Origin of the sequence: Billgrantia antri (assembly GCF_017868935.1) — a bacterium.
GTDB lineage: Bacteria > Pseudomonadota > Gammaproteobacteria > Pseudomonadales > Halomonadaceae > Halomonas > Halomonas antri.
The window spans coordinates 2,880,794-2,894,806 of sequence record NZ_CP053383.1 but is presented as its reverse complement, the minus strand read 5'-3'; the positions used below and the strand labels follow the sequence as shown (position 1 = coordinate 2,894,806).

At 62.8% G+C, this 14,013-nt stretch carries 10 protein-coding genes and 1 pseudogene; 9 read left to right on the top strand and 2 right to left on the bottom strand.

The features are described from left to right. The first annotated feature begins 66 nt into the window (after nt 1-66). From HNO53_RS13420 to HNO53_RS13400, 5 genes are all read left to right on the top strand, one after another. On the top strand, nt 67-531 hold the full coding sequence (locus HNO53_RS13420; RefSeq protein ID WP_209472860.1) for a ferritin family protein: 465 nt from the start codon (nt 67-69) through the stop codon (nt 529-531). Nucleotides 532-578: 47 nt separating this feature from the next. Further along, nucleotides 579-1,037, top strand: a complete 459-nt coding sequence (locus HNO53_RS13415; protein WP_209472858.1) for a GIY-YIG nuclease family protein — start codon at nt 579-581, stop codon at nt 1,035-1,037. Between the two features lie 170 nt (nt 1,038-1,207). Next, entirely contained in the window at nt 1,208-2,452 is a 1,245-nt protein-coding gene (locus tag HNO53_RS13410) for a GspE/PulE family protein (protein ID WP_209472856.1), read from the top strand. Nucleotides 2,453-2,642: 190 nt separating this feature from the next. After that, the gene (locus HNO53_RS13405; protein ID WP_209472854.1) at nt 2,643-3,257 is read left to right on the top strand and encodes a L,D-transpeptidase family protein; all 615 of its coding nucleotides are present in this window, start codon (nt 2,643-2,645) and stop codon (nt 3,255-3,257) included. Nucleotides 3,258-3,449: 192 nt separating this feature from the next. Beyond that, nucleotides 3,450-3,713: an Lpp/OprI family alanine-zipper lipoprotein gene (locus tag HNO53_RS13400; RefSeq protein ID WP_167110963.1), complete on the top strand. Its 264-nt coding sequence runs from the start codon at nt 3,450-3,452 to the stop codon at nt 3,711-3,713. 127 nt (nt 3,714-3,840) lie between these two features. Here the strand turns inward: HNO53_RS13400 and HNO53_RS13395 are convergent, their stop codons facing one another. Together HNO53_RS13395 and mfd are read right to left on the bottom strand one after the other, a co-directional pair. After that, nucleotides 3,841-4,920, bottom strand: coding sequence for a L,D-transpeptidase family protein (locus HNO53_RS13395; RefSeq protein ID WP_209472852.1), 1,080 nt, complete (start codon nt 4,918-4,920; stop codon nt 3,841-3,843). A gap of 191 nt (nt 4,921-5,111) precedes the next feature. After that, nucleotides 5,112-8,562 (bottom strand): annotated as a pseudogene (gene mfd / locus HNO53_RS13390) (transcription-repair coupling factor). A gap of 231 nt (nt 8,563-8,793) precedes the next feature. Between mfd and HNO53_RS13385 the strand changes: the two are divergent. From HNO53_RS13385 to HNO53_RS13370, 4 genes are all read left to right on the top strand, one after another. After that, nucleotides 8,794-10,257: a glyceraldehyde-3-phosphate dehydrogenase gene (locus HNO53_RS13385; RefSeq protein WP_209472849.1), complete on the top strand. Its 1,464-nt coding sequence runs from the start codon at nt 8,794-8,796 to the stop codon at nt 10,255-10,257. Nucleotides 10,258-10,619: 362 nt separating this feature from the next. Continuing rightward, nucleotides 10,620-11,969, top strand: a complete 1,350-nt coding sequence (locus tag HNO53_RS13380; RefSeq protein WP_209472846.1) for a Na(+)-translocating NADH-quinone reductase subunit A — start codon at nt 10,620-10,622, stop codon at nt 11,967-11,969. Next, nucleotides 11,969-13,195 (top strand): NADH:ubiquinone reductase (Na(+)-transporting) subunit B, encoded by a 1,227-nt coding sequence (locus HNO53_RS13375; RefSeq protein ID WP_209472844.1) that lies wholly within the window; start codon nt 11,969-11,971, stop codon nt 13,193-13,195. The genes HNO53_RS13380 and HNO53_RS13375 overlap by 1 nt, the downstream gene beginning before the upstream one ends. Next, the gene (locus tag HNO53_RS13370) at nt 13,195-14,007 is read left to right on the top strand and encodes a Na(+)-translocating NADH-quinone reductase subunit C (protein WP_209472842.1); all 813 of its coding nucleotides are present in this window, start codon (nt 13,195-13,197) and stop codon (nt 14,005-14,007) included. The genes HNO53_RS13375 and HNO53_RS13370 overlap by 1 nt, the downstream gene beginning before the upstream one ends. Nucleotides 14,008-14,013: the final 6 nt, after the last annotated feature.

Sequence of the window (14,013 nt, the reverse complement as noted above, 5' to 3'; positions counted from 1 at the left end):
GGCAACGGCTAGGATGAAAGCAAGCAGCCGGTCATCGGGGCTGGCTGAGTGCCATCGGGGGCTCACATGCGCTTTCATCAAGTCAAGGAACTGGTCGAGTGGGCGTCGGACTACCATGCTCGACTGGCTGACCACTATTCCCGTCTGGCCGCGACGGGTAACGATGAACGGGTACGGATGGCGCTGGAATACCTGGTAGAGCGGGAGCGCAAGCTGCAAGCCGACCTGCAGGGCTACCTCAATGATGGCAGTGATCATGACGGCGTGCTCGGCACCTGGTTCGACGATCCCAACGACTTTCCCCACCCCCCGGTCCTCGAGCGCTTGCCGGAAGGCGTCGAAGGCAAGAGCGTGCAGAGCGTGCTGGCCACGGCGCTGACCGCACACAGGACGCTTCAGGACCTTTATGCCCATCGGGCCGACCTGGCCGGTGGCGTCCATGAGCGGGAATTCTTCGAGGCCTTGGCCAAGGGGCATGAGGGAGAGGTGCGACGCCTCGTACGTGATATGCAGAGGCTCGAAGACTATTGAGTTTATGTGCCAAACTGCAGATAGAACCCACGATCAAGGAGATCGCCATGTCGGAAAGATTCATGTTGAGCTCCATCTCGAACGACCTACTCTCTCCAGAGATGCTCGGGTACTGGAACGACGGGTCGCTGCGTGATGTGCCGGATGACTCCGGTATCTACTGTGTCTTTCGTGCAGCGACGGATCCCGAGACCAACGTCATGGAGGTCCAGCAGCTGCTCTACGTGGGTGAGCATCGCAACGTGCGGTACGCCCTTCAGCACCATCCCGACAATGAAAAATGGCGCGCTTTCCTGCAGCCCGGCGAGGAACTCTGGTACTCCATGGGTTTGTGTGGCCATGCAAACCGTGAACGCCTGGCTGCGGCCATGATTTATGCGCACAAGCCCCGATGCAACGCCGCCAGCGAATACCTGGATCACTATCCGTTCCCGGAGACCACGGTGCATATCTACGGGAAGAAGCACAAGCTGCAGAGCATCTTCACCGTGGAGCACCGCCCCTAGCACGATAGCCGGAAAGGGCCGCATGCGCGGCTGCGGCGAGTGCCCCCGACAGGCGTGCCTGTCGGGGGCACTGTGCTTTGGCGCTGCGACGTGATGCACTTGAGCTAGACTGCTTTCAGCGGCCGAGTCTCGCCGCTTCTGTGCCAGGGTCCGTCAGGGAGGAGCAGACCGTGTCCGAGGCGTTCTACAAGCAGCACTTGTTGCCCGCATTGTCAGCGCAGAAGGAAGTGGGGCAGTCGATGGGAGGGGCGACGCTCGAAGCGTTCGCTCTCCTCGGCGATGCGCTGCGTGCCAGGGCTACCGACGTACATCTCGATCCCGACCATGAGCACTATCGCGTCCGCCTGCGTATCGATGGGCGTGTCGTCGATGCGTTGCGGGTCGATGTGGTTCAGGGCGCGCGTCTGGTGAATCAGTTCAAGGTGTTGGCCAAGCTCAACCCCGTGCCATCTCTCGTCACCGCCGAGGGGGGCTTCCATTGGTCGCGCAAGCAGGACGGCGAGCAAGAGGTTCATCTGCGCGTTACGGCGGTGCACTGCACGGCGGGGGAGAAGTTGGCGATTCGCTTCCTGGCGCCGCCGCAGACCTTCGATGATGTCGTGGAGCTGGGGATCGGCGAGGAGGGCGCGTTGGGCATCCGGCGCTGGATGGACGCCACGGGCAGTATGCTGCTGGTAGCCGGGCCCACCGGTGCGGGCAAGACCACCACGCTCTACACCCTGCTGGGCCAGCTGCAGCTGACCGATAGCCACGTGATCACGCTGGAGAATCCGGTCGAGTATAGCATCCCCGGCATCAACCAGATCCAGGTCGACCTCGACCATGGCCTGGATTTCGCCAGCGGCACGCGCTCGCTCTTGCGGCTGGATCCTGACTACGTGCTCATCGGGGAAGTGCGCGACCGCGAGTCAGCACTTGCTGCCCTGAGCGTGACCAGTAGCGGCCGCTCGCTGATGGGCACGCTGCACAGCCGCGACGCCGTGGGGGTGGTGACCTCAATGCGACAACTTGGTCTGGCCGACAGTGAGATCAGTGCCAATCTCGGCCTGGTTATTGCCCAGAGGCTGGTGCGCAGACTGTGTCCGCACTGTCGCGAGCAGGCGCCGCCGGAGCGACATGACCAAGAATGGCTGGAAGCGATAGGCAGGACGCCACCAGCGCTGGCCTGGCGCGCCAAGGGGTGTCCGCAATGTGATGGTCTTGGCTTTCGCGGACGCATCGGTGTGTTCGAGATCTGGCAGCTCGCTCCTGAGGATCATGCCCGCATCCTGCGCCATGCGGATGAGTCGGAGCTGCGCCGTGGCCTGCTCGAACGCGGTGTCGACCTGATGCTGGCGGATGGTCTCGCCAAGGCCGAGGCGGGCGTCACCAGCCTGCGGGAAGTGTTTCGCATGGGGGCCATTCTTTCGGCTTGAGCGGCAGGCTTTTGTCTGGCCTGGGATCGGCCTTAATATTGGTGCGCAAGCGTCTAGCGAGCTTGAAAAAAGGGGGCCAGTTTCCTCTGGCGCCGCCTGACGAGCCTGGTTACGTTAAGTGAACTGACAGTCGTCAAGCGATACGTTATAAAGCGTCTGTCACCTGCCGTTCCGCCCGAGTGAGGAGTCGATGAAATACGTATCCCGTCGTCGCTTCGGCCAGCTTGCCCTGCTGGCACCCTTCACTCTGCTGATGGCTGATGAAGGCCGGGCCAATCTGATCGAGACATTGCTGACGCGTGCCCATCTGCCTCGCCATGCCGATGAGATCTGGGTGCTCGTCGATGACAGTGAAGCTTCGCTGAGCCTCTATCGTGGTAATTTGCTCCTCGAGCGCTTCGCTCCCATCTCGTTGGGTCGTTCCGGGGCGAGCATCATGCGAACACAGGGAGACAATAAAACCCCGAAGGGTGAATTTCGCGTCAATCGGTTCAACTGGGAGAGCGACTGGCACGTTTTCATCGGTCTGGACTACCCTACACCCTCTCATGCGCGCATGGCGTTGGAATCAGGGCTTTACACGGAGCAGGATTACGCAGATTATTTCGCCTACTATCGCCACCACGGGTATCCGCCGCAGCAAACCGTACTGGGAGGCTTCATCGGAATCCATGGCGTCGGTAGAGGGGACCCAGAGGTTCATGCCAGCTATCACTGGACTCAGGGATGCGTGGCGGTGACCGACGAACAGATCGAAAGGCTTTCCGAGCTAATCGACATTGGCACTCGCGTCGTCATCCGCTAGGCTCTAGATACGCAAGGGACGTTTCGAGCTATGGACAAGCGCCGTCTGGTATTATAAAACAGCGTTTGACTCCTGTGCTTGGCAGCAGTCGCTGCAAGAATCCTGCATTGAGCAGGGGAGCCTGGATCACAGGCAACATCAACGCCGCTGTACTAACGTGTGCAGTACCAAGGAAGACTCAAGGAGAACATCATGACTCTGAAGACCACCCTGAAGCTGACCGCCGCCGCCGCTTCCATGGCCATCCTGGCAGGTTGTGCCAGCAATGCCGCTCTGGACGAAGTTCGCCAGACTGCTGAAGCTGCTCAGGCCGACGCTGCAGAAGCTCGCAGCATCGCCACTCAGGCTCAGAACACCGCCAACCAGGCTCAGCGTGACGCCCAGGCGGCTCTGCAGATGTCCGAGCAGAACCGCGAGGAAATGAACCGCATGTTCCAGCGCTCCATGCAGAAGTAATTCTGCTGAGCGCCGCATCGCCCTCGGGCGTGGCGGTTCTGCAACGAGAAAACCCCGCCTCGGCGGGGTTTTCTCGTTCTGGAATGGCCCGTTCCGGCACCAGCGAGCCGGTGCCGGTGCAGTAAGATTAGAGGTGGCTGACTTCCAGCTCCGAAAACAGCCCCGTCTGCTGGCTGATCTCGAGTTCCGAGAACAGCCCCTCGTCCAGTGTTTCTTGCCGATCTTCCGGGGCAGGCTCTTCCTCGGCGACCCGGAGCAGGGATACCAGGCGACCGTTGGGCTGCTCGACGACCTGGCGCAACTGGGCGTAATCGATCGGTGCGGGCTCCTCTCCGAAGGCGTCAGCCACGATCTCCATGGCGTTGAGGATTGGCTCGAAGGTGCCCACGTTCTCTTCTAGCAGAGGGAACGACTGCGCATAGAGCACGCCGTCCGCCGACCAGGCGACCTTGAACGGCTGGTCGATGATGTTGACTTGCGTACCACTGGGCACGCGCTCGTAGAGCGACTCGATGTCCTCGGGGAACATGCGGATGCAGCCGCGGCTGGCACGCATGCCGACGCCGTCGGGGCGGTTGGTGCCGTGGATCAGGTAGCTCGGCAGTCCGAGCAGGATGGCGTGACGACCCAGCGGGTTGTCAGGGCCTGGCGGTACCACGGCGGGGGGGGGCTCGCCGCGAGCGGCGGCTTCCTCACGCATGGAACGCGGGGGCGACCAGTGAGGGTCCTTGACCTTGACGGTGGTACGGGTCACGCCCACGGGCGTGGCGAAGCCATCCCGACCGATGCTGATGGGATACGTCTCGACGATGCCGGGGCGCGAGTAGTAATACAGGCGCAGCTCCGAGAGGTTGACGACGATGCCTTCCCGCGGTGCGTCCGGGAGGATGTACTGGGCCGGGATCACCACCTCGGTGCCGGGGCGGGGCGCCCAGATGCTGACCTCGGGGTTGGCCATGCGCATCCCCTCGTAGCCCACGTTGTGGCGGCGCCCGATATCGAGCAGGGTCTCGCCCTCCTCGACGGTCACGGTATAGGCCTCGCCGATCACGTTGCCCTCGTCGGGCAGGTGGAAGTGGCCACGGGGCAGCTCACCGGAGCTGTCGGCGCTTTCCTCCTCGGCAAGGGTCGTGGTCGCCAGCAGGGCGGCAAGACCGAACAGGGCAACGCCAAGACCGATGCGTCTGGTCAATGTCGGGTTCTTCATCTACGTCGTGTTCTCGTCATAGGGTCACCGGCAGTGCCTGCCGAACAGGCAGTGTCCGCTTGGTGACGGTCTACGCCTGCCGCTGGGGTGGCGTCGGGTTGGTTCAAGGCTGCGATGCGACACACCGCATAGTATAGCCTTCCCGGCTCTGGCGGGAGTAGCGGCGCGTCATTGCGCGATGGGCCGCCTCGTCAGGCGGCCTGGGCCTTGCGGTTGAGGGCATCGAGCAGTTGCTCCACGGCCTGGAAGCGGGCCTCCGCGCTGTCCATCTCGTCAGTGAAGCGCAGGGTGTCGGCGCCATCGAGCCGATAACGTTGCGGTTCGGCCTGAATCATCTTGACCAGCGTCAGCGGGTCGACCCGGGTCTGGCCGCCAAAAATTACCCTGCCGCGCTCGGTGCCGGCCTCCAGGCGCACGATGCCAAGGCGCTCGGCGCGCTGGCGCAGGCGGGTCTGGCGCATCAGCGTCTTGACCGCGGCCGGCAGCAGGCCGAAGCGATCGATCATCTCCACCTGCAGTTCCTTGAGCTCGGCCTCGTCGGCGGCGCTGGCGATGCGCTTGTACATCACCAGGCGCTGCTGGACGTCGGGCAGGTAGTCGTCGGGGATCAGGGCCGGCAGGTTGAGGCTGATCTCGATGCCATCGCTGAGCGGTGCCTCTATGTTGGGCGTCTTGCCGGCGCGGATGGCGGCCACGGCGCGATCGAGCATCTCCATGTAGAGGGTGTAGCCGATGGCCTCCATCTGGCCGCTCTGCTCCTCGCCGAGCAGCTCGCCGGCACCGCGTATCTCCATGTCGTGGCTGGCCAGGGTGAACCCGGCGCCGAGGTCCTCGGCGGCGCCGATCGCCTCCAGGCGCTTGACGGCGTCCTTGGTCATCGCCCGCGGCGGTGGAGCGAGCAGGTAGGCGTAGGCTTGATGGTGGCTCCTGCCCACTCGACCTCGCAGCTGGTGCAACTGGGCCAGACCGAACTTGTCGGCGCGCTCGATGACGATGGTGTTGGCACTGGGCACGTCGATGCCGGTCTCGATGATGGTGGAGCAGACCAGCACGTTGTAGCGCTTGTGGTAGAAGTCCGACATCACCCGCTCGAGGGCGCGCTCGGGAAGCTGGCCATGGGCCACCGCGACACGTGCCTCGGGAACCAGGTGGCGAATGGTATCGGCGGCGGTCTCGATGGTCCTGACTTCGTTGTGCAGGTAGTAGACCTGTCCGCCACGCAGGATCTCGCGCAGGATCGCCTCCTTGATGGGTCGATTCGTCGCGCTGCTGGACGAAGGTCTTCACCGACAGGCGCCGCGCCGGCGGCGTGGCGATGATCGACAGGTCGCGGATGCCGCTCATGGCCATGTTGAGCGTGCGTGGAATCGGTGTGGCGGTGAGGGTGAGAATGTCGACCTCGGCGCGCAGTTCCTTCAGGCGCTCCTTTTGTGCAACGCCAAAGCGATGCTCTTCATCGATGATGAGCAGTCCCATGTTGGGCAGCTTCATCGACTTCGAGAGTAGCTTGTGGGTGCCGATCACGATGTCGGCCTGGCCGCTCTCGATGCGCTTGAGCGATTCCGCCTGGCCCTTGCCTGCAGTGAAACGTGACACCAGCTCGATCTGCACCGCGGTGTCGGCGAAGCGGTCGCGGAAATTCTCGTAGTGCTGGCGGGCGAGCAGGGTGGTCGGTACCAGCACCACCACCTGGCGACCGGAATGTACGGCGAGGAAGGCAGCGCGCATGGCGACCTCGGTCTTGCCGAAGCCGACATCGCCGCATACAACGCGATCCATTGGCTTGGGTGCGGTCATGTCGCCGATCACCGCGCTGATGGCAGCACGCTGGTCGGCGGTCTCCTCGAACGGGAAGCTGGCGGCGAAGCGGGCGTACTCCTCGTCGGGTGTGACGCAGGCAAAGCCTTCACGTGCCTCGCGCCGGGCATAGACATCGAGCAGCTCGGCGGCGGTGTCGCGAATCTTCTCCGCCGCCTTGCGGCGCGCCTTGTCCCACTGATCCGAGCCTAGTCGGTGCAGGGGGGCCAACTCATCGTCGGCGCCGGCGTAGCGCGAGATCAGGTGCAGATTATCCACCGGGACGTAAAGCTTGGCACCGTCGGCATATTCGAGGGACACGAACTCCGCGGCCTGACCGCCGGCCTCCAGGCGTTCGAGACCGCGATAGCGCCCGACGCCATGGGTCTGGTGGACCACCGGGGCGCCTGGACGCAGCTCTGCCAGGTGGCGAATAGCCAATTCACCCATGTCGGTCGCCTTCTCGCGGCGGCGACTCTGGCGCACGACATCACCGAACAGCTCCGTTTCGGTAATGACGGCAATGTCGGGTTGCTCCAGCCATAGTCCGCTGCCGACCTCGCCCTCGGTAATGCCCAGGCGTGAGTCGCCCTGGCGGAAGGCATCGAAGCTAGCAGCATGAGGGAGTGACAAGTGCAGCGGTGCCAGGGTCTCCTCCAGCGCCTCACGGCGGCCGCGCGATTCGGCAACGAACAGCACGCATGTGCTGCCGTGTTCGGTCAGGAAGCCCTGCAGTGCGGCCAGCGGCTGTTTGGCACGGGCGTTGATTGCCACCTCCGGCAGGGGCCGCGAGGCCGTCTCGAGGGCATGGGGATGCTGGCTGTCGGCGGTCAGCTCGACGCGTGGATGACGCTTGATGGCGGCGAAGACCTCGGCGACGGGGACGAAAGCCCGGTGGGGGGGCAGCAGCGGCCGGGTCGGATCGACGCCAAGATTTTCATAACGGCTCTCGATCGCCTGCCAGTGGTGCTCGGCGGCGGCAAAGGACTCGGGCAGGAGGGCCACGCGTGTTCCTTCGGCCAGGTGGTCGAACAGCGTCGCCGTCTCCTCGAAGAACAGCGGCAGGTACTGTTCCAGGCCGGGGGAGGGGATGCCTTTCAAGGCATCGAGGTACAGCGGGCACTGGCGCGGATCGACGTCGAACAGGGTCTCGAAGCCTTCGCGGAAGCAAGCGATGGCGCTGCGCGACAGCGAGTACTCGTGTGCCGGCAGCAGCTCCACCCGCTCGACCTTGTCCTGGCTGCGCTGGGTGTCGGGGTCGAAGCGACGCAGGGTATCGACTTCGTCATCGAACAGGTCGATGCGCAACGGACTCTCGCTGCCCATGGGGTAGAGATCGATCAGCGCCCCGCGCAAGGCGTATTCGCCCGGCTCGTACACCGTCTCCACGGCACGATATCCGGCACGCGACAGGCTCTCGCGAAAGCCCTCGCGATCCAGCCGCATGCCAACTTCCAAGGTCAGTACGCGGCCGGCGATGTAATCCACTGGGGGCAACCGCTGCATCAGGGTGTTGATCGGCACCAGCACGATGCCATGCTCACCATTCTGCAGCCGACGCAGGGTGCGCAGCCGCTCAGAGACGATGTCCTGGTGCGGCGAGAAGCTGTCGTAGGGCAGCGTTTCCCAGTCGGGGAAGGGCAGCACGGGGACGCGGGCATAGAACCGCAGATCATTCTCCAGCCGCTGCGCGCTGGCGGTGTCGGGAGCGATGACCAGCAGTGGCGCATCGTCGGCGAGATGTGCCAGCGCCAGGGCAGCCGCGCTGCCCGGCGGCATTTGCCAGTAAAGGGTATCGCGAGTCCCCGTTGGGTGGGGCGGATCGAGCGGCGAGAGTTTGGGCATGATGTCGTCGTGCGTTCCGTCGTCGTGTGGGCCGGCCGTCAGGCCGTTCGCAATGCCTGGCTGAGAGCAGCAACAGGAGCAAAGGGGGATCATACCAGCCCGATGCGACGCTTGTAGTCAAGCAGCGATTCCTGTAATCCCCCTACAGCGCCTGCGACCATCCTGCGATTGCCCCAGCGAAACGCGAACGGGATAATAAACCGGAATTTTCGATTTTCAGAGAGGCTTCACGTGAGTCAGCAACCCCTCGAGAACGTCTTCCAGGAATGGCACGACAATCAGGCCCTGGCCGAACAGATGATCCCGCTCATCGGCAGCCTCTACCGGCATAACAACGTGGTCACCACCCTCTATGGGCGCTCGTTGTTCAACCGCTCGGTGATCCGCATCCTGAAGGACCACCGTTTCGTCAGAAAGGTCGAGGGCACCGAGCTCTCGGTGCAGGATACCCTGCCGCTGGTCCAGGCCATGATCGAGCTCAACCTGGGGCCGGCTCACGTCGATGTCGGCAAGCTTGGCGTGGCCTTCAAGAAGCGTGGCGGCGGCGACGCCAAGGCTTTCCTGCGTGATGAGCTCGCCGAAATCGTCGATGCCCATGATCCCAACGGCAATAACGGCCAGTCCAAGGACGTGGTGCTCTACGGCTTCGGTCGCATCGGTCGTCTGCTGGCACGGGTGCTGGTGGAGAAGGCCGGCGGCGGCAACCTGCTGCGTCTGCGTGCCATCGTGGTACGTGGCCGTGGCGATATCGCCAAGGACCTGGAGAAACGTGCCAGCCTGCTGCGCCGGGATTCGGTCCATGGTCCCTTCGACGGCACCATCAGTGTCGACTACGAGGCCCGCACCATCACCGCCAATGGCAACGTGATCCAGGTGATCTATGCCGATAAGCCGAGCGACATCGACTACACCGCCTACGGCATCGACAATGCCGTGGTAGTCGACAATACCGGCATCTGGCGCGACGAGGCAGGCCTGGGTCAGCACCTGGAGTGCAAGGGCGTGTCAAAGGCACTGCTCACCGCACCGGGCAAGGGCGATATCAAGAACATCGTCTTCGGTATCAACCATGGCGACATCGCGGCGGACGATACCATTCTGTCGGCGGCCTCCTGTACCACCAATGCCATCGTGCCGGTGCTCAAGGTGCTCAACGACGAGTACGGTATCGAGTGCGGTCACGTGGAGACGGTGCATGCCTACACCAACGATCAGAACCTGATCGACAATTACCACAAGGGTGATCGACGCGGCCGCAGTGCACCGCTCAACATGGTGCTGACCGAGACTGGCGCCGCCAAGGCGGTGGCCAAGGCCCTGCCCGAGCTTTCCGGCAAGCTGACCGGCAACGCCATTCGCGTGCCGATCCCCAACGTTTCCATGGCCATCCTCAACCTGACGCTGGGCCGCGAGACCGATGCCGAGGCGCTCAACGACTACCTGCGTCGCATGTCGATCGATTCCTCCTACCAGAAGCAGATCGACTTCGTCGATTCGCCCGAGGTGGTGTCGTCCGATTTCGTTGGCAATCGCCATGCCGGCATCGTCGACGCCAAGGCAACCATTGCCAGCGGCAAGCAGGCGGTGCTCTACGTCTGGTATGACAACGAGTTCGGCTACAGCTGTCAGGTGGTGCGCATCCTGCAGCAGATCTCCAACGTGCACTTCCTCAAGTTGCCGCGCGCCCAAGCCTGAGCTTCTCGGGCAAACCCGACCTCGCGGGTCGGAATTCTCTGACCCGCGTCACTTATCGGTCATGCCGGGCGGCGCCAGCGTGGCGCTGACCCGGTTCCTTCAGACGCACGAAAACCCCTGAAACGAACGCATTTCAACGCCTATTGAACCCTTTCGAAGCCAGGCGTAGCGTGGTTTTTTACCCCCTTTTGCGACCTTAGGCCGTGTGGTCTTTGGTCGCGCTTGTCTTTATAATGCTGTGGATTTTTTCGGGGTGGCCCGGAATGCCTCGGGCCTGACTGGTAACGTACTGACTCAACAAGAATTCGAATCCATTCGAACCCCTTTCCTTCGCATTTCCGATCCATCAACTGGGCGAGACTATGATCGAAGTCAAGAAAGGCCTGGATCTCCCCATCATGGGGACGCCCGAGCCGCGCATCGAGGATGCGCGACCCGTGCGTCACGTGGCTGTCCTGGGCACCGACTACGTCGGCATGAAGCCGACCATGGAGGTCCGGGAGGGGGACAAGGTCAAACTGGGCCAACTCCTCTTTACCGACAAGAAGAACCCCGGTGTGCGGTTCACGGCACCGGCTGCGGGCGAAATCGTCGCCATCCATCGTGGCGAGAAGCGCAAGCTGCTCTCGGTCGTCATCCAGATCGACGAAAACGAGGAAGCGGTCGAGTTCACGGCCCATGGGCGTGAAGGGCTTGACTCCCTGGATCGCCAGCGCGTCGTCGACCAGTTGGTCGAGTCGGGGCTGTGGACTGCACTGCGTACCCGGCCCTACTCGCGCAGCCCGGCGATCGACAGCGAGCCGGCCGACATCTTCGTCACCGCGATCGACACGCATCCGCTCAGCGCTGACCCTGCCGTCATCATCAACGAGCAGCCCGAGGCCTTCGAGGATGGGCTCAAGGTGCTGTCGAGTCTAACCCAGGGCAAGGTCTTCCTGTGTACTGCTCCCGACGCCAAGATTCCTGGCGGCGACGTAACGGGCGTGCAGCTAGAGACCTTTGCCGGCCCGCATCCGGCTGGCCTGGTCGGTACGCATATTCATTTCCTCTCTCCGGTCGCCCTGCACAAGCGTGTCTGGCACATCGGCTATCAGGACGTGATCGCTTTCGGCAAGCTGTTCGCCGAGGGGCGGCTCGACATGTCGCGGGTCGTCGCCGTGGGCGGACCGCGTGCCGAGAAACCGCGTCTGTTGCGCACGCGAATCGGTGCCAGCACCGAGGAACTGTTGGCTGGAGAAATCCTCCAACCCCAAGATACCCGCGTGATCTCCGGGTCGGTGTTCTCCGGATTCACCGCGGAAGGTGGGCTGCGCTACCTGGGCCGCTTCCACAACCAGTTCAGCCTGATCGAAGAGGGCAACAAGCGCGCCTTCCTGGGGTGGCTGTCTCCGGGCAACAACCGTCACTCGGTGCTGGGCATCTATCTGTCGAAGTTCAAGGGGCTCTCCAACTACGCGCCCAATACCTCAACCAACGGCTCCGAGCGGGCAATGGTGCCGGTGGGCGTCTACGAGGAAGTGATGCCGTTGGATATTCTGCCGACCCAGCTGTTGCGTACGCTGATCGTCGGTGACATCGAGGCGGCCATGCAGCTTGGGTGTCTGGAGCTGGATGAAGAGGACCTGGCACTGTGCACCTACGTGTGCCCGGGCAAGTACGAGTACGGTCCCATCCTGCGTGACAACCTCACCATGATCGAGAAAGAGGCCTGATGATGGGTATCCGACAGACACTCGACAATCTCGAGCCGCATTTCCACAAGGGTGGCAAGTACGAGAAGTGGTATCCGCTCTTCGAGGCGGTCGACACCATCTTCTACTCTCCGCCCAGTGTCACCAAGACCACGGCGCACGTGCGTGATGGTATCGATCTCAAGCGCATTATGATCACCGTGTGGCTGTGCACCTTCCCGGCCATGTTCTTCGGCATGTGGAACGCCGGCTGGCTGGCCAACAGTGCCATCGCTGACGGCTATGCTTCGATGGACGGCTGGCGTGAGGCAATTCTCATGGTGCTCGCCTCCGGCCACGACCCTGACAGCCTGTGGGCCAACTTCGTGCTCGGTGCCACCTATTTCCTGCCGATCTATCTGGTGACCTTCGTGGTCGGTGGGTTCTGGGAGGTACTGTTCGCCGTCAAGCGTGGCCATGAGGTCAACGAAGGCTTCTTCGTCACCTCCGTGCTCTATGCCCTGATCCTGCCGGCTACCATTCCGCTGTGGCAGGTGGCACTGGGCATTACCTTCGGTGTGGTGATCGGCAAGGAAATTTTTGGCGGTACCGGCAAGAACTTCCTCAATCCGGCCCTCACCGGCCGTGCCTTCCTCTACTTCGCCTATCCGGCGCAGATCTCGGGTGATGCGGTATGGGTGGCTGCCGACGGCTACACCGGCGCGACGCCGCTTTCCATCGCTTTCCAGGACGGCATGGCGGCGCTGAGTTCCCAGTATAGCTGGTGGGACGCCTTCATCGGCTACCTCCCGGGCTCGGTTGGCGAGGTCTCGACGCTGGCCATCTTCCTCGGTGCGGCAGTGCTGCTGTGGACCAAGATCGCCTCCTGGCGAATCATGCTGGGCTGTCTGCTCGGCATGGCGGGGACCAGCCTGTTGTTCAACCTGGTCGGCTCCGAGAGCAACCCGATGTTCGCCATGCCATGGTATTGGCATCTGGTCGTCGGTGGCTTCGCCTTCGGCATGGTGTTCATGGCCACCGATCCGGTTTCCGCTTCCATGACCAACCCGGGGCGCTTGATCTTCGGCATCCTCATCGGTGTGATGACCGTGCTGATTCGCGTGGTCAACCCGGCATTCCCCGAAGGCATCATGCTGGCGATCCTGTTTGCTAACCTGTTCGCACCGCTGATCGATCACTTCTTTGTTCAGGCCAACATCAAACGCCGCATTCAGCGAGTCGGCGTTCCGGCCGAGGAGACTGCCTGATGGCACAGAGCAATAACTCCATCAAGAAGATCCTGACGGTGGCGTTCGCACTCTGTATCGTGTGTTCGGTCATCGTGTCCACCGCGGCGGTGGCGCTGCGCTCCAAGCAACAGCTCAACCAGGAACTCGATCGCAAGACCAACATCCTCAGCGTGGCCAATCTGTACGAGCCAGGCATGGACGTGGAGGCGGCATTCGGTGAGGTAACCCCACGCGTGGTGGACATGCGTACAGGGGAGTACACCGACGAGTTCGACCCGGAAACCTTCGACCACTTCCAGGCCGCGCGCGATCCGGCCACGGGGCGCACCCTGTCTGGTGACCGCGATATTGCCGGCCTGAGCCGCGTCGAGAACTATGCCACCGTCTACCTGGTCGGCGATGCCGAGGATCCGGATCAGATCATCCTGCCGATCCGTGGCCAGGGGCTGTGGGGGCTGATGCGTGGCTTCCTGTCGGTGGAGGGCGATGGCAACACAATCGTCGGCATCACCTACTACGAACACGCCGAGACCCCAGGGCTAGGGGCCGAGGTGAATAACCCGCGCTGGCAGGCCCAGTGGGAAGGCAAGAAGATCTTCGAAGACAAAGAGGATCTGACCCCCGATATCCACCTGACCAAGGGGGGCGCCGACGACGAGACCGAGATCGATGCGTTGTCCGGCGCCACGCTGACCAGCAACGGCGTGACCAACATGCTGCAGTTCTGGCTGAGTCCGGAGGGTTTCGGCACGTATCTGGCTCGATTCCGTGAGGGAGTCGATACAGAGCAAGCCCAGGAAGCCGACGTCGAACTCGAAGCAGAAGCTTAAGGAGCC